Origin of the sequence: Intestinicryptomonas porci, from assembly GCF_033971905.1 — a bacterium.
Lineage (GTDB): Bacteria > Verrucomicrobiota > Verrucomicrobiia > Opitutales > Intestinicryptomonadaceae > Intestinicryptomonas > Intestinicryptomonas porci.
In genome coordinates this window covers 26,665-46,282 of the sequence record NZ_JALBUT010000004.1, presented here as the reverse complement: position 1 = coordinate 46,282, position 19,618 = coordinate 26,665, and the positions used below count along the sequence as shown (strand labels likewise).

Here is a 19,618-nt window from a genome sequence, read left to right as displayed (position 1 = left end):
CCATTACGATAAATATTTAAAAACAAACACTAATCTGACAAAACAAGAAATGAACAAAATTGAAAAAGCCGAAGTCGTACTCGCATATCCTTCGCCTTTCGGATACGCCACTTTCATAAAGTGCGCCTCGAAGACATTTGTGATTTACATGGACAAATCGGGCGGCGGCGCGGTTATGCGCGCCTTGAACAATATCGCAGGCGAACGCCCGCTGACGCACGAACTGATTTCCTACATTTTGGACGGCGCGGAATGCAAAATTAAAGATGTTGTGATTTACAAGGAATGCGAAGGCACATTCTTCGCAAAAATGACCCTCGTAATGAAAAACGAGCTGGGCGAAAAAATTTTGGAAATAGATTGCCGCCCGAGCGATTCCCTCACCCTTGCAATACGCCAAAAAGCCCCCGTTTACGTTCTGGACTGCGTGCTAAACAATGTGGAGGATTCGAGCGAAGTCCTTGAAGAGCTGCAAGGCAAAAACTTAATCTGAATGCCTCTTTTCGACAATCAGCCAATAAGTGTCTTGGCTCCCATGCAGGACGTCACGGACGCGGATTTTATGTCGGTAATAGCCGAATGCGGCGCGCCCGATTTCTTCATCGCCGAATACTTCCGCGTGCATGAATTTTCGACGCTCGAAAAAAACGTGCTTAGAACCGTGCTTTCAAGACCGAACGAAATTGCAGTTTCGGCGCAGTTCATCGGCGAAGACGAATTTCATATAGCGCGCTCCATAAACCTCCTCAAAAAATATCCGCAAATAGAATACCTCGATTTAAACATCGGCTGCCCCGCCCCGAAAGTTTACAGAAAAAACGTCGGCGGTGGACTTTTGAAAGAGCCGAAAAAAATCCGCTCCATATTAAATGTAATGCGCGAAAACTGGGATAAAAGTTTGAGCGTAAAAATGCGCCTCGGCTTTGAAAGCCAAGACCATCTTGAAGAGATAATAGGCATACTAAACGAAAGCGGCATAAATTTCGCCACAATCCACGGCAGAACCGTAAAACAGCTTTACCGCGGAAAAGTCGATTACGGGGCGATAAAAAAAGCCGCGTCTCTTTGCAATGTCCCGATAATCGCAAACGGAGATTTGACGACGGCAAAAAAAGCCCTGCAAGTTGCCGAATTTACGGGCGCAAAAGGAGTGATGATAGGCAGGCACGCGATACGCAACCCGTGGATTTTCCGCCAGATAAAAGAGCTTAAACACGGCGAAAAAATGTTCGAGCCGACGCTTCTTGATGTTTACGAATACGTTGAAAAAATCCGCAACAAAATCATAATGAAAAATCCGCAAATACGGTATGCGGACGGCAGAATGAAAAAATTTTTAAATTTCATCGCGCTCGGCGTTGACGAAGGCGGAAATTTTTTGAGGGAAATGCGCCATGCGCGCGGCATCGACGCCCTCATGGAGTGCTGTAAAAAGCATCTTCTTGAAAATCCCTCAAAGCCTTTCGCGCCCGAACCATACCCAAACCTCTGTCCGCGCCCGAACCACGAACTATGACTCCGTCTGAAAAAATCGAAAAACTGTCCCAACAAATCACTCCCGAAAGATACGCAAAAATGCTGAGAGCCCTCGAATACCGCACTCTCAAGCTAACCGTGGTTTTGGAGGACATTTACCAGCCACACAACGCAGCGGCGGTTTTGCGCAGTTGCGACGCATTCGGGCTTCAAAGCGCGTACGTTATAGAAAACCGCTATCCGATGAAAATAAGCCACAACGTCGATATGGGCGTCTCGAAGTGGATGGATATTTTTAAATACAAGTCCCCCACATGCACAACGGCATTTGCCGCCCGCAACAGGGAGCCCAACGAATTCGACAAGGCAAACACAATCAAGGCGATTTCGGACTTGAAAGCGAAAGGATATGTCGTCGCGGCTTCAAGCTTGGACGCAAATCCCGTTGACGTCTGCGAACTTCCCGTTGAAAAGCCCCTTGCAATCATGATAGGAACGGAGCTTACCGGGCTTAGCAAAACCGCGCTTGAAAACGCCGACATAACTTTTAAAACCGACATGCTCGGCTTTGCGCAGAGCTTCAATTTGTCGGTCTTTGCCGCGCTTTGCATATCACAGCTCTCAAAGAAAATGCGCGCGCTAAACGACGACTGGAAGATGGGCGAAAAGGAAAAGCAGGAATTGCTTTTGCGCTGGCTAAGCCTGTAAAACTTCAACAGTATCAAAAAAATCCAAAGTAAATTTGCGCCATAAAAATTTTTCGGTAAAATTTGCCTTTCCCATAGCGGGAATTCAACAAATTAAAGAAAGGTTTTTATGACTGAAACATCAGCAATATTCGACGCCACCTCTGCCGCGGGTTCCGCCGCCGCGGGATATGTCGCAACCCTGCTTGCGCAGCTGTTTGCGGGCTATCAATCAGTTCAAAAGCAAAATTTTGAACTCTTAAAGCAAAAAATCGAGCTTGCCGACTCCTCCGCCGACAAAGCGGCAACAAGAGACGGAAGCGGCGGAAAAATCATAAGAAGGCTCATATACTTCGGTTGCGCGTTCACGATAATGGTTGCCCCGTTCATCTTCGCGTTTTTCAATTCAATTCCAGTTGAAGTCGAAGAAAAAGTCCTGTGCGGGGGATGGTTTTGGGGGCTTGTGCCCGAATGGTCGAATACTGTGTTCCACAAGATAAACGGCTTTTATCTGCCCTCGTCAATTCAGCACGCATTCATATCATTTTTAATTCCGTTTTACCTTGGAAGAGGCGCGGCAAAATAAAAAAAACGGGCGCAGGTTTTTATCTGCGCCCCGATTTTTATCTTTCTACAAGAGAAACGGCTGAAATGTTGGAAATTTCGGCATCGTCTTTCAAAACCCAGACAACCTTGTTGTTCTTGTCGATTTCCATAAGCTTAGGCTGGGATTTGTCCTTGCTGTGCCCGTTCCAATTTGAAGCCAAAATATTGCCATTTTTAAGCATGCGGGCTTCCGTCATGAAAAGCATTTTTGCACCGTCAATATTAGAATTGTCGATAACCCTCAATTTTTCTTCTGTATTGGGATTGACGATGAAAATCCTGCCCCCGTCGCACGAGAGCAGCCAGTTGCCGTTTTTAAGCTCCTTTACACTGAAAATCGGGGCTTTCAAATTGATGTTTCTTACTATTTCGCCCTTGGGATTTATCTCCGCAATCGTTCCTTTTCCTATTAGCGGCACGACATAATTGCCTTTTTTGTTTTTTATTATCTGCCTGAACTGCCCATGCGGATTTTCAATGCCTGTTTCAAAATTTGTTTCCGTTAATATTTTGCCGTTTTTATCAAGCTCCAAAATTCTCGCTTTTGGAATGGCGCATACGCCGACTAAAATGTTTCCGTTCGGCAAAAAATGCGCAGTATGGGCTTCCTGCCCTTTTCCGGGCTTGAATTTCCAAACAATTTCTTTGGTTTTGAAATCCACCAAACACACTTCGTGCTTGTTTGAATAAACCAAAGTTTTTTTGTTCTTTGAAAGAGAAGCGGAGTTGCACTCCCTGTAATCGGGAATATCGAAAACCCATTCTTTCGCACCCGAAGCCTTGTCGATTAACATTATCTTATTGAAATTGCACCCTGCAATCAAAAGCTTTTGCGCGGAAAGCGACAATGGAAGAAATAAAAACATCGCCAGAAAAAATCTAAATGCGTTTCTCATAATAAAAAGCAATTTATATATCAAATGACGAAGAGCAAGAATATTTTGGGTGCGAAAACAAAAAAAGGCAGTTTTGACCGCCGCGATAGAGCTAAAAACGCCCGAAAATTATTTTGCAACCTTTCTGGCTGCGCGCCACTTATCGCGATGGTTCACAACCCAATCGAGCAAGGCACGTTCAAAACCGATGTCATGACCCGCCTTTTCTGACTCTATCCATTTATGTTTCAGTATTTCTTCGCGCTCCGCGAGAAATTCGTTGTAAAACTTGGATTTTGCAAGCGAAAATCCCGCTTCGGAACTTTTTTTTGCATTAGTCTTCATAAATGCCTACCATTTTGAATACATAAAAGTATTCGGAATAAATTTTGCATTTTCAAGCAGAAAAATTGCGCTATCTCGACCAAATTCGCAAGGAATTAAGGAAAAAATACTCCAAGGCGGCGGCATCCTGCATATTTAGCTCCATAAGCCCCGCGGAATGCTCCAAAATTTCTGTTGAATGGGCAAGCTTCAAGGAGGGAACCTTTCCGTTTGAAGCTTCCATCGCCGAATTTAACATCTCCTCTTCAATGGCTGAAAGCATGCGCTTGCGAAGCCTCCTGCGCTCGCCCGCCTGCAATGCGGCTATTTGCTCCTCGTCCAAATTTTCGCGCTCTTCATCCGTAAGTTTTTCCTCCATATCCGAAAGCCTCGACAAAATGCCGTCAAACCTCGAAAGCATTGAATAGCACTGCATAAGCGCATCTGACGGCGTGAATTTGCCGTCAAAGCCGACAACCATTGCCTTCTGCCATTTTGAAAAATCGCAAATCCAATCTTCCCATTCGTCGTCTTCCAAAACGGCCGACTTGCACGGAACACGCAAATGTATGCACCTGCTTTTTATCGTGTCCAAAAGATCGTTCGGACGCTCCGTAAGCATAAACAAAAAAGTGTCGTGCGCGGGCTCTTCAAGAGTTTTCAAGAATGAATTTGCGCTTTCTACATTCATTCTGTCAGCCTCGTAAACCACCGCGACTTTTTTGCCGCCCGCATTTGAAGACTGGTAGAGCTTTTCCAAAAGCCAGCGCATTGTGTTTACGGGCCACTCGCCGCCAACCCTGTCGGAGTCGCTTCCGATTTTTATGTTTCGCGCCTTGCCGGACGGGCGAAGCTCAAAAAAATCGGGATGCCTTGCGGGGTCTGAAACGTTCAAAAGCCTGCCCGCGCAATGTTTTGCAAGGCGTTCAAGCTCGACTATGGAGCCGCCGTAAAGCAAAACAGCGTGGTGAAGGCGGTTTGAATTTATCGCCCTGTCAAGCACTTCGCCTGCCGCGCCGAATTCAGACATTGAACCTCTCCTTTACGCATTTTGAAATTTCGCCCGCAATTTCCTCGATTGACTTCGAAGCGTCTATAACCAAAAAACGTTCGCTGTTTTCTTTTGCCAAGCGCAAATACTCCAAGCGCACTTTTTCGTAAAATTCGATTTTCTGTGAGCCCATTCTGTCGGAATTTCCGCTGTCGCGCTTACCTGCCCGATTTAAGCCCGCAACAACGTCCAAGTCCAAGAGCACTGTCAAGTCAGGCAGGCATTCGGCAATGGCAATATCGTTTACTGTTTTTGCCAAGCCAAAACCAAGTGAACGCGCCGCGCCTTGATAGGCGTATGTAGAATCTATAAACCTGTCCGAAATGACGAATTTGCCCGACTTTAACGCGGGGCGTATAAGCTCGTCAACATGCTGGGCGCGGGCGGCGGCAAAAAGAAGCATCTCGGTTTTAGGCGACATGTTTTCGCCCTCTTTGGCATTAAGAAGCAAATCCCTTATTTTTTCGGAAATAGCGGTGCCTCCGGGCTCGCGGGTAATAGTGTAATCACACCCCCTGCCCGACAAAAACTTCGCAAGCATGTTTATCTGGGAAGTTTTGCCGCAACCTTCTCCGCCCTCAAAAGTAATGAATACGCCGCTTTTAGACATGCAATTTACTTTCCCAAAAAAAGAATTCAAAAGCAAGAGCGAAAATGGAATAAATGCGGTCTAAAAAACTGCAAAAAGCATTTATTTTTTGACGTTTTTAGGCGCGAAATCCCTGTATCCTTCGTATTCGCCGCTTGACACCGCCCAAATGTAGAGGCTTGCCACACTGCAATACGGAGAAAATCGGCGGCGGTATTTTTCAAAGAGGGCGCGTGTTATTTTGCGGTGGTGGTAAATCATTCTAAGCCCCCGTTGTATTGCGAAGTCCCCGAAGCTTAGAACATTCGGGCGGCACATTGAAAAAATCATCAACATTTCCGCGCTCCACACGCCTATTCCGTCGAGCGAAGTCAAAGTTTCGACGACTTTTTCATCGTCCATGTTCTTTAAGGCTGATATGTCAAATTCCCCCGACACGATTTTTGCCGCCGCGTTTTTTATGTAGCCCGCTTTTTTAAAAGACATGCCAAAAGACTGCAACTTTTCGATTTCAATGGAATTGATTTTTTCGGCAGACATGCCGCCAATGCCGTTTAGCATCCTGTTCCAAAGCGTTTCATGAGCTTTTGAAGAAATTTGCTGGGCTGTGATTGAAGAGACAAGCGCAGTGAATAAATCGGGAATCACTTTCCTTTTTATGACGCCTATGCGCAAAATCGCCTCTTTCATGCGGGCGTCCTTTTCTTTTAGGAAGCTTAACTCCTTCTCGCCGCAAATGAAATAATCGCCTTCCATAAAAAAACTACGCCAAAAACTCGATGGGAGAAGACTCCGTGCGCTGTATTGCCGCCCTCATGTTTTCTTTTTCGCATATCTCTTTTATTTCATCGTCGGAAAGAAGCATAAAGGCGGTTGACATGGCGTCCGCAATCAGCGCATTGTCGCAAACGGCCCAAGCGCGATACGGCATTTTTTCGGGAACTTTTCCCGTCCTGCAATCTATTATGTGGCTGCCCTGCACGGCTGTCCCCGAACCGCCTATCGCGCAGTTTTTAAGCTTTATATCAACTTTGCTCCCCGCAAACGTGACATCCCAGCTGTCTTTGCCTTCGGGCGGATTTAAAGCCAAAATACTGCTTGCGCCAAAAGAAAAATGGGCGGTTTTTATCCCCCACATGTTAACGAGCCTGTCAGCGAGCAGGTCGAGAGCAAAGCCTTTGCCTATCGCGCCCAAGTCGATTTTCCCGTCAGAGACTTTCTGAACCATAAAGTTTTCGGGATTCATCTTAAACTGCGCGCGCCGCGGATTTTCGATTGCCGCCTTGCCCTTGGCTTTCAAAAAGAACTCTCCCATACATACGTCTATCGCGCCCTTTGAAAGAGAGGAAGCATACATCGCCCCCGCAAGAGCCTCGGCTGTTATATCCAAAATTTGCGTCGCCTCCCCGACTTTTAGCGCGTTTATTGCGGAAATTTCGCTATAATCCAAAAACATGCTTATCATGTCCTCGATTTGCTTTACCCTGTCAAACAAGTCGTAAGCGGCACTGCGCGCGTAAACTTCCGTCTTTGCCCCGATGGAAATATCCAAAGAGGTGTTCATTGCGTTTGTCTGGTACTTATAAATTTCCATTTTTTAATAATCCGACAAAAACGCCCGCTCTGCAAGAATAATGATTTTTCTTGTAAAAATAAAACGATTTCAAAATAATGTGTTTTAGATATGTTTAAATTGAATTTTTTGACATTGACGCTTCTTTCAATCTCCGCCCTCTCGCATGCCGAAACGCGCGGAAATGCCGATATTTATCCCGAATCTTCGCAGGCGGAGCAAACTGAAATACTGCCGATGCGAACTTATTGCGACATGCGCGAAGCTTCGATTTGGATTATGGCAAAACCAAATTCAAAACTGGAAATTTCGTCAAACGGCAAAACTTCGCAAATAACGACAAACGGCGACGGCATTGCAACAGCGCGCCTAAACTCGCTTAAACCAAACACTGAATACGAATGCAAAATCGCCTACTCCGACAAAAAAGATTCGCCTGTTTTGGTAAGCGTAAAAACAATTCCCGACTATGAAAAACGCTCGCCCGCGCCAGATTTCAAATTCGCCATAATCGGCAGAGTGCATACGAACGACCCCGTCTTCGACGAACCGTTCAAAACTCCTGGCGGAGAATACGAAATTTTCGACGCCGTAAAAAAACAAAACCCTGATGCCGTAATTTGGGCAAACAACGGCGCAATGTTTAGAACTGCCGACTACGGAAGCCTTGGCGGGATGAAGGCAAGATACCGCGCTGAACGCTTGAATCCCTCGCTTAAAGGGCTTCTTGCGTCAGCTCCCAACTACGCAGTCATAGGCGAAGACTCATACGGCGCGCCAAATTCCGACAAGAACCTCTGGAACAAAAAAGACTCCGTAAATGCATTTAAATCATTTTGGCTCAACCCGTCTTTCGGCGTAGGCTCGCAGGAAAACCTCGCCTCGTTTTTCAGATACGGAGATGCGGAAATCTTCCTTTTGGACGACTCCACAATGCGAAACAACCTCGACTACAAAAACTCCCGCCCTGAAATGCTCGGCGAAGAGCAGTTAAACTGGCTCTTGTCGTCCTTAAAAAAATCAAAGGCAAAATTTAAAATTGTTGTTTGCAATTCTCCAATCACAAACCCCGTCGAAGACAAGGGCAACTTCGCTTTCTACAAGAAAGAGCGCAAAGACCTTTTGGACTTCATAAACGAAAATAAAATCGGCGGGGTTCTCTTTGTTTCCGCAAAGAAAGACTACGCAGAAATTACGAGAATGGTCAGGGCGGGAGCGCACGACTTGGTAGAAATAACAGTCGGACCCGCAACGGCGCGCCCCGCAAAAAACGCAACTGAAGTAAACTTTTTCCGCTCGATAGGCTCGCTGGTTTTGCAAAGAAGCTTCGCCACCATAAGCTTTGAGGGAGACGAAAACGATAGACAAATAAAAATAGACTTTTTCAACAGCAAGGGAGAAAACCTGCTGACGCAAACAATCAAGGCTTCCGAGCTTTACAAGTTTGAATGACGCCTATTTGTCCGTCATTAAACTTTAGAGTGAAAGCCGCGTCTTTTGGCGCGGCTTTTGTTTGTTTTATGATGCGCCCGTCGCCGTCCAAAGCAATCGCAAATCCCCTTGAAAGAACGCTTTCAACGCTCAAAAGTTCGAGCTGCTTTTCGCAAGCCTCAACCTTTTCCCCCAAAACAGCAATCGTCCCAAGCGGAGAAAGCCCCTTAAACTGCGCATAGATTTGCGAAAGAGAATGCTTTTTTTCGGCAATGTTTTCAAGGCATAGCGAACGCAGGCGCGACTCTGTTTCGTCAAGCGAGATGGAAAGATTGTTCAGTTTATTTTGCGGGGAGCTTGCCCTAAAAAGAATTTGCGAAGACTCTAATTTTTCCCGCGCTTTAACAAGAATGTTTTTTACGGCTTCGGAAACGGCGTTTTTTAAATTCGCAAAATTTTCCAAAGCCAAGTTAAATTCGCTTGAAATGTATTCGGCAGCTCCGCTCGGAGTTTCCGCGCGAAGGTCGGACGCAAAATCGCACAAAGAAAAATCAACCTCGTGCCCGACTGCGGAAATAGTCGGAATTTTGCACGCCGCAACAGCCCTTGCAACAATTTCCTCGTTAAAGCACCACAAGTCTTCGAGAGAGCCTCCTCCCCTTGCAAGAACAAGCAAATCCAAATCCAAACTCTCCGCCTTTTTTATTTGCGACACAATTTCCATTGCCGCCTCCGCGCCCTGCACGCGCGAGGGCAGAACAATAATTTCTCCCTTCCAGCCCCTGCGCCTCAAAATGCTTATGAAATCGCGCACCGCAGCCCCCGCGGGAGAAGTTATAATGCCGATTTTACGAGGAAGAAACGGCATCTTCTTTTTGTTTTCGGCGTCGAAAAGCCCCTCTTTTGCAAGCTTTTTTTTAAGCTCCTCAAAGCGCATTGCAAGGTCGCCGAACCCGTCGGGCATAATGGCTTTCACAATCATCTGGTAAGAGCCTCTGGCTTCGTAAAGCGATATTGCCCCATACGCCAAAATCTTCATTCCCTCTTTCAGCTCCACCGAAACTCCGCGCCTTGCATTTTTGAAAAGCACTGCGGAAAGCACGGCATTTTCGTCTTTTAAGCTGAAATACGTATGCCCGCTCGGATAAAGCTTCACACCTGAGACTTCGCCCCTTATCCAAAGTTCGGGAATGGAGGTTGCTAAAAGCATCTTAAAGCGGCTTGAAAACTCGCCCACACTTAAAATTTCATCGCTCGATTTCAGAAATCCCATACTGTTTTCTTCTTTTTAAAATTCTCGCCGCCGCAATAAAAACGCAAATCAAGCTCGCGCCAAGGATAAGAGATGCAAAGTCTCCGCGCACAATTCCCTCCGAAAAATATATGTAGCCGAAAACGTGAAACGCCTGAATAATCATTGAAATTGCCATATACTTTTTAAAATCGACCCCCGAAAGCCCGAGCAGATAATTCTGGACGCAAAGAGGATTGCCCGGAATCATGCGGACAAGAAAAACTAAATCCGCGCCCGATTTTTTAGAGATATTGGGAATTTCAACACCGCGGCGGCTTAAAACTTTCCGCGCGAAATCGGCAAATTTCCGGCTTATGAAATACGAAAAAGCCATATTGAAGACGACGCCGACATAGCATAAAAATATTACAAACAAAATATTTTCGCCGCTTGCGCCCGCCGCAAAGTAAACAGGGGTTATCGGCAAAACAAAAATCGGAAGCAAAAAGCACGCGAGAGGATAAGCCCAGAGCGGAAGAGCCTCAATCTGCTCAAATGTTGCCGAAAGCAGAGCCTTGACTAATTCAACAAGGCGCAATATTTCCGGCTCAAAAAAAAGAAGCAAAACCGCCGCCGTAAAAACTGCGGCAATAAAAGCCAATGAAAAACATACCGCCTTTTTCATAAAACTATTTTAAGAAATTTGAAACGGCGCATTCAAGATTTTTTATGACAAGCGGAATATTCTTTTTAATGTCGCACCCCTCGGAAAAATCGCTTGCAACCTTTACTGACGAAAAGTTTTCAAGAGGAAAATTCAAAATAGAAAGAGACTTCAAAATTCCGTAGCATTCCATATCGACAAAATCGGCAATGCCCGCATAGCGCATGCGCTCTTCGTCTTTTTTTACCGCCCTGCTTGAAGAAACCAAAGTGTTTGGACTTTCGCTTAGAAAGAACTCGTCTTTGCAAAAATCATCGGCGCAAACGACCTTCCCGATTTCAAACACGTCTCCTACTTTTCCCTTTTTTCCAAGTATCCCGCAGGCTCCCGCATTCAATATTTCTGAAATGTCAAATTTGCGCACAATGTATTGGACGCAAAGCGCGGCGGAGAGCATTCCGACGCCCGAAACCGCAAGCAAAGAATTGTCCGCCGCGAAAACCTCAAAATTTTCGCTTTCGATTTTCTTGAATCCGAAAGCCGATATTGCGAAATCGGCTTCAAGGCGCGTTGCGAAAATTGCGGCTTTCATTTTAAAAGCAAATTTGAAATTAAAGAGTCTTTAATTTTAGAAATGTCGTAAGTAAACTCGTTTACAAACGCCACTATGTGGCTGTGCAAAACGTCCTCTTGAAGATGCTGGGCGTAATGCCTTACAAGAGGCAAAGTTTCGTCAAAATGACCAAACGAATACTTTACAGACTTTCTGATTTCATCGTCTATTGCACTTTTTAAATGAGCAAAATCCTTGCGTACACAGATGCAACCAAGCGGCACTGGAAGACCCGTTTTTTTCGTCCAATAATCCCCCAAGTCTTCGACAAGTTCCAAGCCGTAATCCTTATAAACAAACCTGCCCTCGTGTATCAACACCCCCGCGTCAATTTCATTTCTTGAAAAGGCGGGAAGAATATCGCTAAAAAGCATGGGGAATATTTCGGCGTCTTTGCCCGCATAAAACCTGTAAAGCAATGCCGCCGTGGTGTTAAGCCCGGGAACTGCAACCTTGCCCCCGCTCCAACCGCGCCTTGCCACCAAAACAGGGCCGGTTCCAATTCCAAGAGCCGCCCCAGCGTCCAGAAGCTCGTACTTGTCGCGGTTTGCCAAATACGCGGGAAACGAAAGCTTCGTTATCGGATATTTCGCCTCAAAGGCAAATTCGTTCAAGGTTTCTATGTCGTGCCGCTCAAATTCAAAATCGAGATTTTTTCCGATTTTCGATATCAGCGCAAAAAATGCGAATGTGTCGTTGGGACAAGGTGTTATTGCGAATTTCATTGCCGTAATTTTTTGTAAAATCCGTCGCGGGCAAATGGAATTTTGCCTGCGTTTTCTATTGTTTTGCGCATTCCCAAGGCAGTTGTGCTGTTTTGAATGCCCGCGCTTTTTACAACCATTTCATCCATCAGAACTCCTCCCATGTCGTTTGAGCCCATCATTATGGCAAGCTCCGCTACTTTCATGCCCTCGGTGAGCCACCCCGACTGCACGACATTTATATTGTCCAAAAATATCCTCGCAAGTGCTATGGTTTTTAAAAATTCGGGGGCGGAAACCCTTTCGATATGGCTCATGCGCGTATTTTCAGGGGCGAGAGGCCATGCGATAAACGCCTTGAATACGCCAAGTTCGTCCTGAATATCGCGCACCAAATTAAGATGCTCCAAACGGTCCTCAAAAGTTTCGCCCATGCCGAAAGTCATCGTTGCAGAAGAATACATGCCGTTTTCTTTAAGGGCGCAGATTACGCTCTTCCACTCTTCGACGCTCGTTTTTAAAGGGGACACGTCTTTTCTGATTTTTTCTACAAGCATGTCCGCGGCACCGGGAATGGAGTCGGCTCCCGCCTCTTTCAGCCTTCTTACGCACTCTGAAATGCCAATATTCGCGTTGCGCGCAAACACAAAAATTTCAGACGGAGAGAAGACATGCAAAAACATCTTGGGGCATTGAGCCTTTATTTTTCTTAAAATCGAGCACGCCCAATCCAAGCTAACGTCTTTGCTTAACCCGCCTTGAAGCATAATCTGCACCGCGCCGTTTTCCTCGGAACGCTTTGCGATTTCCAAAATTTCATCGTCGGTTAAAAAGAATTTTTCGATGACGCCCGCGCGCGCGTGATACGCGCAAAACTTGCACTTTGCAAAGCAATCGTTTGAATAGTTTATCATTCGGTTTACGATGTAGCTTACTTCGTTTCCCAAATTCATCGCCCTGTGCCTCGCCTGGGCAAGACGCGCAAAATCAAATATCGAAGCGTCCTTCAAAGACAGTGCCTCTTCAACCGTTATCCTTGCGTTTTCCGAAACTTTTTTAAGCAAATTTTCCATCGAAAATATCCCTCGTTTTTTTAAAGGCAAATTCGTCCATGCGGTACTTCAATCCCGAATAGTAGAGCCTTGCGTCATCTGCCGAAAAATTCGGCTTGCCAAGCGCAACCGCCGCAAGTTCGCAATACCGCCCAATGTTTTTTTCAAATTCTAAAAGCGAATTTTCATAGTACTCAAAAATTTCGCCCTTTATTTCGTCATAAATTTCGCGCTTTATGGCAATGCAAGAACATATCAAAGGCACATTGAAAGTCTCGCGCCAAAGTTCCCCTACGTCGAATTTAAAAGCGAATTTTGAAGAGTACGTCATCGCCAAATCGCCAATCATCAAAGCGGCGTCGGCTTCTTCAACTGAGTTTGACCTGTTTTCAAACACGTCAAAGCCAAATTTAAATTTTGAAACTGCGGAAAGCGCCGCTATCGAATTTTCCGAAAAAGAAGTGGCGAAAACTTTTTTCCCTTTTAAATCTCCAAATTCAAAGTTTGAAAAAAGCTCGATTGATTTCACTTCCCCGTCGGTTGCTATGCAAAAATTCGGCAAACGCGCATAAGATTTTTCAATGTCTTTGTAGGCAAAAAATGAAACTGCTGAAATATCCAACGCGCCATCGCGGCACATGTTATTTAGCTTTGACGGCGCAAGGGAAAAAGTTTTGCGCGCAAACGGAAACCGCTCAGCGCAAAGTTTCAGCGGAATGAAATTTATAAAAGAAATTTCCCCGACGTTAAGAAACATAATTTGAATTTGTCAAAACAGGCTCAAAACCCGCCGATTTTATTATAAATTCAAGCTTCTTGCCGTCCCTGTCGGAAGCTTTCGCGCCCGCAGAAACCGCGACTTCCTCATGCCAGTGCGTTCCGCCGATGTCGTCTGCGCCAAAGCACAAAAGAACTTGAACCAAACGCTCGTCAAAATGGGTTATGGGGACTCTTATGTGCGGAAAGTTGTCCAATACAACCCTTGCAAGGGCGCATATTTTCACATCGTACGTCGCTGACGAAGACGAGGCAATTTCGCTCTTTCCCTTTCTGAACGGAAGCGGAACAAAAGCCTTGAAGCCCCCTGTTTCGTCCTGCAAACCCCTAAGTTTTAAAAGATGGTCCGCGACGTCTTCGGGAGTTTCTATATGCCCGTAGAGCATTGTTGCGTTTGTTTTCAGCCCCGATTTGTGCGCAACGCGCATGGCGTCAAGCCACTCTTCGCCTGTCAGCTTGTTGGGGGTTATGCGCTTTCGAACTTCGGGATTGAAAATTTCAGCTCCTCCGCCGGGAAGCGCGTTTACACCCGCGCCCTGCAAAATTTCATAAATTTTTGAAAGGGGCTTGCCCGATATTTTCGACATCAAAACGCATTCTGAAACAGTGAAAGCCACAATGTTGAAATCCGGATTTGCGCTTTTTGCCGCTTTTACGACATCCACATAATATTCGAGCGGAAGCTTTGAGTATATGCCGCCTATAATATGGATTTCAAGCGCACCCGCCGCCGCAAAATTCAACGCCCTTTTGTGTACTTCATCAGCAGTTAAGACATACGCGCCGTCCTGCCCTTCCCTGCGCGCAAAAGAGCAAATCGGACATAGAGCCTCGCAAGTGTTTGAATAAGTTATTGCGGCGTTTATCGTGTAATGGGCGCGGTTACCGTAGAGCCTGCGCCTAAACGCATCGGCGAGCTCTCCGAGTTCAACGGGGTTGCCGTTTAAAAGGCTTACGGCAGTTTTTGCATCTATTCTATCATTCATTTGCACAAAAGTTTATAATCGCCTTTTCCGCCGTGATTGTCAATTTGTAATAATGCAAAAAAATCTTTTTTAAATATTGATTTTTCCGAGATTGTAATTATGGATTTTATGTATGAAAATAAAAATCGCTATCGTAATTTTGGCAGTGCTGGCATCGGCATTTTTTCTTGTCAGAAATTCGGGAAAAGTCCCAAGCGGCACTCCGCATGAAAAAGCCTTATATGTAATTGAAAACAACGCATGCCTGAGCTGCCACGATTTCAACGCAAAAAAACCGTTTTACGCAAAGCTTCCTATCGCGGGCGCACTTGTAGAGCAGGATATTTTGTATGCTACGCGCTCGATTGATTTGAGCCAAGTCGTAAAAAACTTAAAGGAAGGCAAAAGTGTCGGCGAAGTCGATTTGTCGAAAATCGCCTACTCCGCGGAATTTGGCACGATGCCTCCTTTGCAATATTCCCTCTTCCACTGGAAAAGCCATTTAAACAAGGAAGAAAGAAACGCCATTTTGGACTGGGTAAAAATAGAACGCCAAAAGCTCTCCCAAAATAGTGGCGTTGCAAAAGAATTTGAAAACGAGCCCGTGCGCCCGCTAAATCCCGCGCCCAAAACAAATCCTGCAAAAGTCGCGCTCGGGAAAGAGCTTTATAACGATACCCGCCTTTCAAAAGACAACACCGTATCATGCGCCACGTGCCACAACCTTTCATTGGGCGGGGTTGACAGGCTGAGATATTCAAAAGGCGTTGACGGCAAGCTTGGCGGAGTAAACGCCCCGACGGTGTTTAATTCCACATTCCACCACCGCCAATTCTGGGACGGCAGAGCCGCGAATTTGGAAGAGCAGGCGGGCGGCCCTCCGACAAACCCCGTCGAAATGGCTTCGGATTCTTGGGACGAAATTTGCAAAAAGTTAGATGCAGACCAACAGTTTAAGGAACGATTCCTGAAAGTATATCCCGAAGGAATAACCCAAAAAACAGTGTGCGATGCCATTGCCGAATTTGAGCGAACCCTCGTAACTCCGAATGCGCCGTTTGATAAATATTTGAAAGGCGACAAATCCGCGATGACAAAAGAGCAAATCGAAGGCTACGAGCTTTTCAAAAAGGCTAAGTGCGCGACCTGCCACGCAGGGCACAATTTGGGAGGTCTTACCTTCGAGCACATGGGGCTTTTGAAAGATTACTTTGCCGACAGGGGTGAAGTAAATGACAACGACAACGGGCTTTACAATTTCCAAAAGGACGATAAAAACATGGGCAGGTTTAAAACTCCGACTTTGAGAAATGTAGCCCTTACCTATCCGTATTTCCATGACGGCACGGTAAAAACTTTGGAAGAAGCGGCATCGCACATGCTGAAATACCAATCGGGCGTAAGCCTTTCAAAAGACGACATCAAAAAAATTGTTTCATTCCTCGAAGCCCTCACGGGAGAATTTGACGGGAAACCGTTGAAATAAAAACGAATTGAAGCAATTTTAACGCGCAAAAAAACCGCATATTTTTTATGCGGTTTTTTCTTTTCAGCGGTTTTCGATTAAAAATTTTTCAACCGCCTCAATATCCTCGCGGTATGTAACGCCTTGCCATTTCTCGGAATTGGGAATAACCCTGACTTTGACCTTGCCACATTTAACCGCATTGTCCACCGCAAACGGAAGGTAAAATTCCGATTTTAAGTTTGCGGAATTTTCGCGCAAAAACTCTTCAAAGCCGCTTTCCAAAATATCAAAAATAGAAGTGCCGAAAGCCCAAAAATTCATTGAAACCAAAGTATCAAACGAAAATCTTTCGCCAAATTCGTCTTTTACAAATCCTCCGCCACAATCCGAAAGCCCCGAATGCTCCTCGACGTCAACCAAAAATCCGCTTTCGTCAACCCTGCAAATTCCGCGCGAAACTCCGCCGTTTTCAGACAAAGTATTACCGAGCCTATAACCAGCAAGGGCAAAAGTGTTCGATTTTTTTTCATCTAAAAACCTGCCCATGATTTCATAGACACCTCTTCCGTAATAGTCGTCTGAATTGATTGCAAGAAACGGCGTTTTAACAATGCCTTTGCATGACAAAACCGCCTGCCCCGTTCCCCACGGTTTTGTCCTGCCTTCGGGAACAACATAGCCCGACGGCAAATTTTCCAAAGACTGAAACGCGTGTAAAACTTCTATTTTGCCTTCGTATTTTTTAGACACCTCCGACTTGAAAGCATCTTCAATGTCTTTGCGAATTACAAAACACACTTCTGAAAATCCCGCCGAAATTGCGTCTTCAACCGCAAAATCGAGCAGAGTTTTTTGGTCTTTGCCGAATTTCTTCAGCTGCTTCAAACCTCCAAAACGGCTGCCCATTCCCGCAGCCATTACAACGAGAGCCTTTTTCATAAATAATCCTTGTATGTAAATATGTGCGCAAGAGCGGCGGCGGCGGCGTCTGATTCGTCAAAGCCGAGCGGCTCTATTTTTAAAATTCCTGCGACGGTTTTTGAAACCTGCTCCTTGCTCGCCCTTCCAAAGCCGACAACCGCCTGCTTTATGCGCAGCGGCGGATACTCGAAAACAGGCATTTCAAAATTCGCGGCCGCCGCGATTGCGGCACCTCTTGCAGAGCCCAAAATCAAAGCCGTTTGGTTGTTCTGCACATAAATGCTCTGCTCGACCGCCGCGCAATCGACCTCAAACTTGCAGGCAAGCCTGTCAACAGCTCTAAAAATCGCGCCAAGACATTCAGCCTGGCTCATTTTCGGATTGTTCGTCACCCTTTGAGAAGCCAAAAATTCGGGCTTTCCGCCCTGCCTTACCCTGACGACAGCAAGCCCCGTGCCGCGCAAACTCGGGTCTATACCCATTACCGTCCCCGTAAAAGCAACCTTTGTTATTGCCCTTGAAACGGACAAAAGTTTAGGAGCATCTTTTTTTAGCGAAACGACCCCCGTGCGCGGATTTATGCACTCCGCCTTTGCCAATTTTTCAGCCCACAGAAATCTTGAACTTTTCGCCATAATTTATTCTTCAAAAATCTTGCCCGACCTCAAAACCAAGTTGCGAGAAGTCCTGCGCGCGAAATCGGGATTATGGGTAATCAAAAGAAGCGCGGCGCCTTCAACTTCGCATAAGTCAAGGAGCATATCCATGACTTCAAGCCCCGTGTTTTCATCGAGATTTCCGGTCGGCTCGTCGGCAAAAATCACTTTCGGGCGGTTTAAAATCGCCCGCGCGATTGCCACTCTTTGCCTCTCCCCGCCCGACATTTGGTGCGGCATATGCCCCATTCTGTCGGAAAGCCCGACTTTTTCCAAAATTTCCTTTGCGCGCGAAATTGTTTTCTTGTTGAAACTATCCGCAATACGCGCGGCAAACAACACATTTTCAAGCGCGTTAAGTTCGGGAATCAGGCAGTAAGACTGGAAGACAAACCCCATATAGCCCGAACGAAGCTTCGCCTGTTTAGAGTTTGAAAGCCCGTCAACCTTCAATCCGTCCCAATAAACACCACCGCTCGACGGTGTTTCAAGGCATGCGGCGATGTTTAAAAAGGTCGTTTTGCCCGCGCCGCTTTCGCCGCGCAAACTCGCGCTTTCACCCTTAAAAAGCGACAAATCCGCCCCTTTTAAGACCTCGATTACAGAGCCGTTCGGAGACTTGAAACTCTTTTTTAAGTTTTCTATTTTCAAGATTTCGCTACTCATTGCGCATAGCCTCCGAAGCCTTTAATCTCGACGCCCTGAGCGCAGGCAAAAAACCTGCAAGCGTGCATAAAACTACAGCAAACAAGCATGCCCTGAACGCGTCATTTAAGTCGTACAATACAGGCAGGCTTGAAAAATGGTAAAACTGCTCGAGCGTTTCCCTGCCCACGATAAATTCAACAATCGCGGTTCTGTTTTCGAGCAAAAGAAATGTCAGCAAAAGCCCCGCAACCGCGCCTAAAAACCCGATTATAAAACCTTGAAAGCAATAGCAAAGCGCGATTTGGTAAGGTCTTGCTCCCATGGCGACCGAAAGCCCGATTTCCTTGGTTTTTCTTAAAACCGTGGTGTAAAGAGAAGAGCAAATCGAAAAAGACGCAACAATTATGATTAGCATTATTATTACAGACATCATGACTTTTTCAGTCGCAATCACCCTCAAAAAGGCTTCGTTGCCAGTAAGCCAAGTGTACGCACGCACATCCCCGTTCAAGACGTCGGCATTCATCTGTTTTGCAAAAGCAGTTTCATCGACTCCGTCTTTAAGCTTTAAAACATAGCTATGGAAGCCGCTTCCAAGACTGTACAAATCCTGCATTCTCCGCAAAGAAACCAACGCCACATTTTTATCGACATCGGAAAAGCCCGTGGACAAAAAACCTACAACTTCAAGCTTTACGGGCATGGGAACTTCATTTTGGGAAAGCCTTTCAAGCATCGTCGGCGCGTAAACTTCAACCACGTCGCCCTTTGACGCCCCTATCCTGTTTGCCACACCGACGCCCAAAATGACGCTGTCGTCGTCAAGCTCGTCAATATCGCCCCAGCTTACGAAGTTTTTTTCCTTTATGGGCAATGCGCAGTTGTTGTCGATGGAATCGTAGCTTCGCAAAACCGGATAAGCGGGAGTGTTGCCGTTTATCATCATGACAGAACCCCTCGCGACTTTTTCAACCTTCTCGACTTCGGGATTGTTTTTGAGATTTTCAAAAAGCTTTTCCGCATTCTTGCCGGCAATAACTCTTCCGCCCGCCTCCAATGTTATCTGACCTCCCGTATCGACAAGCTTTACGCCTATTTCATTGTGAAAGCCATTCATAACGCTCTGAGTACCAAAAAGAGCAAGCACGCCCAAAGCAACCCCCAATATGGAAACGAGGGTGAAAAACGATATTTTCCTGCCCGTCGGGAAAAGCTGTTTTACCGCTATGTAAAGCCACCACTTCATTTTTTTAATTTCAGATTGCAGTTTTAATAAAAACAAAACTCCGCAAATGCGGAGCTTTG

The 19,618-nt window shown here is 45.9% G+C and carries 23 protein-coding genes; 6 read left to right on the top strand and 17 right to left on the bottom strand.

The window, feature by feature from the left end:
- Positions 1 to 49 precede the first annotated feature (49 nt).
- The 4 genes from MOX91_RS04070 (at position 50) to MOX91_RS04055 (ending at position 2,748) form a co-directional block, all read left to right on the top strand.
- Positions 50 to 493 carry a bifunctional nuclease family protein gene (locus MOX91_RS04070; protein ID WP_370396803.1) on the top strand — a complete coding sequence of 148 codons (444 nt, stop codon included), beginning with the start codon at positions 50 to 52 and terminating at the stop codon, positions 491 to 493.
- Positions 494 to 1,516, top strand: coding sequence for a tRNA-dihydrouridine synthase family protein (locus MOX91_RS04065; protein WP_370396802.1), 1,023 nt, complete (start codon positions 494 to 496; stop codon positions 1,514 to 1,516).
- Entirely contained in the window at positions 1,513 to 2,184 is a 672-nt protein-coding gene (locus MOX91_RS04060) for a TrmH family RNA methyltransferase (RefSeq protein WP_370396801.1), read from the top strand. The genes MOX91_RS04065 and MOX91_RS04060 overlap by 4 nt, the downstream gene beginning before the upstream one ends.
- A 108-nt stretch (positions 2,185 to 2,292) precedes the next feature.
- On the top strand, positions 2,293 to 2,748 hold the full coding sequence (locus MOX91_RS04055; RefSeq protein WP_370396800.1) for a hypothetical protein: 456 nt from the start codon (positions 2,293 to 2,295) through the stop codon (positions 2,746 to 2,748).
- A 37-nt stretch (positions 2,749 to 2,785) separates the two neighbouring features.
- Here the strand turns inward: MOX91_RS04055 and MOX91_RS04050 are convergent, their stop codons facing one another.
- The 6 genes from MOX91_RS04050 to MOX91_RS04025 all read right to left on the bottom strand — a co-directional run bounded on the left by MOX91_RS04050 (position 2,786) and on the right by MOX91_RS04025 (position 7,201).
- On the bottom strand, positions 2,786 to 3,664 hold the full coding sequence (locus tag MOX91_RS04050; protein ID WP_370396799.1) for a beta-propeller domain-containing protein: 879 nt from the start codon (positions 3,662 to 3,664) through the stop codon (positions 2,786 to 2,788).
- A gap of 108 nt (positions 3,665 to 3,772) precedes the next feature.
- Complete coding sequence (locus MOX91_RS04045; RefSeq protein WP_370396798.1) at positions 3,773 to 3,988, bottom strand: hypothetical protein; 216 nt, start codon at positions 3,986 to 3,988, stop codon at positions 3,773 to 3,775.
- Positions 3,989 to 4,058: 70 nt separating this feature from the next.
- Positions 4,059 to 4,997 carry a DNA polymerase III delta subunit-related protein gene (locus tag MOX91_RS04040; RefSeq protein ID WP_370396797.1) on the bottom strand — a complete coding sequence of 313 codons (939 nt, stop codon included), beginning with the start codon at positions 4,995 to 4,997 and terminating at the stop codon, positions 4,059 to 4,061.
- Positions 4,990 to 5,628: a dTMP kinase gene (tmk, locus tag MOX91_RS04035; protein ID WP_370396796.1), complete on the bottom strand. Its 639-nt coding sequence runs from the start codon at positions 5,626 to 5,628 to the stop codon at positions 4,990 to 4,992. Before tmk ends, MOX91_RS04040 begins: the two co-directional genes overlap by 8 nt.
- 81 nt (positions 5,629 to 5,709) lie before the next feature.
- Positions 5,710 to 6,363: a DNA-3-methyladenine glycosylase family protein gene (locus MOX91_RS04030; RefSeq protein ID WP_370396795.1), complete on the bottom strand. Its 654-nt coding sequence runs from the start codon at positions 6,361 to 6,363 to the stop codon at positions 5,710 to 5,712.
- 7 nt (positions 6,364 to 6,370) lie between these two features.
- Positions 6,371 to 7,201, bottom strand: a complete 831-nt coding sequence (locus MOX91_RS04025; protein ID WP_370396794.1) for an FAD:protein FMN transferase — start codon at positions 7,199 to 7,201, stop codon at positions 6,371 to 6,373.
- Positions 7,202 to 7,291: 90 nt separating this feature from the next.
- Between MOX91_RS04025 and MOX91_RS04020 the strand changes: the two genes are divergently transcribed.
- Positions 7,292 to 8,632, top strand: a complete 1,341-nt coding sequence (locus MOX91_RS04020) for an alkaline phosphatase D family protein (protein ID WP_370396793.1) — start codon at positions 7,292 to 7,294, stop codon at positions 8,630 to 8,632.
- Here MOX91_RS04020 and xseA read toward each other — a convergent pair.
- From xseA to MOX91_RS03985, 7 genes are read right to left on the bottom strand one after another with little or no spacing between them, the layout of a single operon-like run.
- The gene (gene xseA, locus MOX91_RS04015) at positions 8,601 to 9,884 is read right to left on the bottom strand and encodes an exodeoxyribonuclease VII large subunit (protein ID WP_370396792.1); all 1,284 of its coding nucleotides are present in this window, start codon (positions 9,882 to 9,884) and stop codon (positions 8,601 to 8,603) included. The two genes, MOX91_RS04020 and xseA, sit on opposite strands and share 32 nt — an antisense overlap.
- Complete coding sequence (locus MOX91_RS04010) at positions 9,859 to 10,530, bottom strand: TVP38/TMEM64 family protein (RefSeq protein ID WP_370396791.1); 672 nt, start codon at positions 10,528 to 10,530, stop codon at positions 9,859 to 9,861. Before MOX91_RS04010 ends, xseA begins: the two co-directional genes overlap by 26 nt.
- Positions 10,531 to 10,534: 4 nt before the next feature.
- Positions 10,535 to 11,101 carry a phosphorylase family protein gene (locus MOX91_RS04005; protein ID WP_370396790.1) on the bottom strand — a complete coding sequence of 189 codons (567 nt, stop codon included), beginning with the start codon at positions 11,099 to 11,101 and terminating at the stop codon, positions 10,535 to 10,537.
- Positions 11,098 to 11,847, bottom strand: a complete 750-nt coding sequence (locus MOX91_RS04000) for a 1,4-dihydroxy-6-naphtoate synthase (RefSeq protein WP_370396789.1) — start codon at positions 11,845 to 11,847, stop codon at positions 11,098 to 11,100. Before MOX91_RS04000 ends, MOX91_RS04005 begins: the two co-directional genes overlap by 4 nt.
- Positions 11,844 to 12,899, bottom strand: a complete 1,056-nt coding sequence (locus tag MOX91_RS03995) for a CofH family radical SAM protein (protein ID WP_370396788.1) — start codon at positions 12,897 to 12,899, stop codon at positions 11,844 to 11,846. The genes MOX91_RS04000 and MOX91_RS03995 overlap by 4 nt, the downstream gene beginning before the upstream one ends.
- Complete coding sequence (locus MOX91_RS03990; protein ID WP_370396787.1) at positions 12,883 to 13,635, bottom strand: MqnA/MqnD/SBP family protein; 753 nt, start codon at positions 13,633 to 13,635, stop codon at positions 12,883 to 12,885. Before MOX91_RS03990 ends, MOX91_RS03995 begins: the two co-directional genes overlap by 17 nt.
- The gene (locus MOX91_RS03985; protein WP_370396786.1) at positions 13,625 to 14,641 is read right to left on the bottom strand and encodes a radical SAM protein; all 1,017 of its coding nucleotides are present in this window, start codon (positions 14,639 to 14,641) and stop codon (positions 13,625 to 13,627) included. The genes MOX91_RS03990 and MOX91_RS03985 overlap by 11 nt, the downstream gene beginning before the upstream one ends.
- A gap of 112 nt (positions 14,642 to 14,753) precedes the next feature.
- On the opposite strand from MOX91_RS03985, the gene MOX91_RS03980 reads away from it, so the two are divergent.
- Positions 14,754 to 16,106 (top strand): cytochrome c peroxidase, encoded by a 1,353-nt coding sequence (locus MOX91_RS03980; protein ID WP_370396785.1) that lies wholly within the window; start codon positions 14,754 to 14,756, stop codon positions 16,104 to 16,106.
- Between the two features lie 63 nt (positions 16,107 to 16,169).
- Here MOX91_RS03980 and MOX91_RS03975 read toward each other — a convergent pair whose 3' ends face one another.
- Genes MOX91_RS03975 through MOX91_RS03960 form a run of 4 tightly spaced genes read right to left on the bottom strand, consistent with a single transcriptional unit; the run spans position 16,170 to position 19,559 of the window.
- On the bottom strand, positions 16,170 to 17,027 hold the full coding sequence (locus tag MOX91_RS03975; protein ID WP_370396784.1) for a nucleotidyltransferase family protein: 858 nt from the start codon (positions 17,025 to 17,027) through the stop codon (positions 16,170 to 16,172).
- A complete protein-coding gene (gene ruvC / locus MOX91_RS03970; RefSeq protein ID WP_370396783.1) occupies positions 17,024 to 17,644 on the bottom strand; it encodes a crossover junction endodeoxyribonuclease RuvC in 621 nt (206 codons plus the stop codon). Before ruvC ends, MOX91_RS03975 begins: the two co-directional genes overlap by 4 nt.
- A 3-nt stretch (positions 17,645 to 17,647) precedes the next feature.
- Positions 17,648 to 18,331, bottom strand: a complete 684-nt coding sequence (locus MOX91_RS03965; RefSeq protein ID WP_370396782.1) for an ABC transporter ATP-binding protein — start codon at positions 18,329 to 18,331, stop codon at positions 17,648 to 17,650.
- Complete coding sequence (locus MOX91_RS03960) at positions 18,324 to 19,559, bottom strand: ABC transporter permease (RefSeq protein WP_370396781.1); 1,236 nt, start codon at positions 19,557 to 19,559, stop codon at positions 18,324 to 18,326. The genes MOX91_RS03965 and MOX91_RS03960 overlap by 8 nt, the downstream gene beginning before the upstream one ends.
- Between the last annotated feature and the right edge of the window lie 59 nt (positions 19,560 to 19,618).

Bases quoted from the DNA above. Each gene is read 5' to 3' on its own strand.
- MOX91_RS04025 (WP_370396794.1), bottom strand. From the start codon at position 7,201: ATGGAAATTTATAAGTACCAGACAAACGCAATGAACACCTCTTTGGAT.
- MOX91_RS03960 (WP_370396781.1), bottom strand. From the start codon at position 19,559: ATGAAGTGGTGGCTTTACATAGCGGTAAAACAGCTTTTCCCGACGGGC.
- MOX91_RS04020 (WP_370396793.1), top strand. From the start codon at position 7,292: ATGTTTAAATTGAATTTTTTGACATTGACGCTTCTTTCAATCTCCGCC.
- MOX91_RS03965 (WP_370396782.1), bottom strand. From the start codon at position 18,331: ATGAGTAGCGAAATCTTGAAAATAGAAAACTTAAAAAAGAGTTTCAAG.
- MOX91_RS04045 (WP_370396798.1), bottom strand. From the start codon at position 3,988: ATGAAGACTAATGCAAAAAAAAGTTCCGAAGCGGGATTTTCGCTTGCA.
- xseA (WP_370396792.1), bottom strand. From the start codon at position 9,884: ATGGGATTTCTGAAATCGAGCGATGAAATTTTAAGTGTGGGCGAGTTT.
- MOX91_RS04060 (WP_370396801.1), top strand. From the start codon at position 1,513: ATGACTCCGTCTGAAAAAATCGAAAAACTGTCCCAACAAATCACTCCC.
- MOX91_RS04065 (WP_370396802.1), top strand. From the start codon at position 494: ATGCCTCTTTTCGACAATCAGCCAATAAGTGTCTTGGCTCCCATGCAG.
- MOX91_RS04040 (WP_370396797.1), bottom strand. From the start codon at position 4,997: ATGTCTGAATTCGGCGCGGCAGGCGAAGTGCTTGACAGGGCGATAAAT.
- MOX91_RS03990 (WP_370396787.1), bottom strand. From the start codon at position 13,635: ATGTTTCTTAACGTCGGGGAAATTTCTTTTATAAATTTCATTCCGCTG.
- MOX91_RS03995 (WP_370396788.1), bottom strand. From the start codon at position 12,899: ATGGAAAATTTGCTTAAAAAAGTTTCGGAAAACGCAAGGATAACGGTT.
- MOX91_RS03985 (WP_370396786.1), bottom strand. From the start codon at position 14,641: ATGAATGATAGAATAGATGCAAAAACTGCCGTAAGCCTTTTAAACGGC.
- ruvC (WP_370396783.1), bottom strand. From the start codon at position 17,644: ATGGCGAAAAGTTCAAGATTTCTGTGGGCTGAAAAATTGGCAAAGGCG.
- MOX91_RS03980 (WP_370396785.1), top strand. From the start codon at position 14,754: ATGAAAATAAAAATCGCTATCGTAATTTTGGCAGTGCTGGCATCGGCA.
- MOX91_RS04070 (WP_370396803.1), top strand. From the start codon at position 50: ATGAACAAAATTGAAAAAGCCGAAGTCGTACTCGCATATCCTTCGCCT.
- MOX91_RS04055 (WP_370396800.1), top strand. From the start codon at position 2,293: ATGACTGAAACATCAGCAATATTCGACGCCACCTCTGCCGCGGGTTCC.
- MOX91_RS04005 (WP_370396790.1), bottom strand. From the start codon at position 11,101: ATGAAAGCCGCAATTTTCGCAACGCGCCTTGAAGCCGATTTCGCAATA.
- MOX91_RS03975 (WP_370396784.1), bottom strand. From the start codon at position 17,027: ATGAAAAAGGCTCTCGTTGTAATGGCTGCGGGAATGGGCAGCCGTTTT.
- MOX91_RS04010 (WP_370396791.1), bottom strand. From the start codon at position 10,530: ATGAAAAAGGCGGTATGTTTTTCATTGGCTTTTATTGCCGCAGTTTTT.
- tmk (WP_370396796.1), bottom strand. From the start codon at position 5,628: ATGTCTAAAAGCGGCGTATTCATTACTTTTGAGGGCGGAGAAGGTTGC.
- MOX91_RS04030 (WP_370396795.1), bottom strand. From the start codon at position 6,363: ATGGAAGGCGATTATTTCATTTGCGGCGAGAAGGAGTTAAGCTTCCTA.
- MOX91_RS04050 (WP_370396799.1), bottom strand. From the start codon at position 3,664: ATGAGAAACGCATTTAGATTTTTTCTGGCGATGTTTTTATTTCTTCCA.
- MOX91_RS04000 (WP_370396789.1), bottom strand. From the start codon at position 11,847: ATGAAATTCGCAATAACACCTTGTCCCAACGACACATTCGCATTTTTT.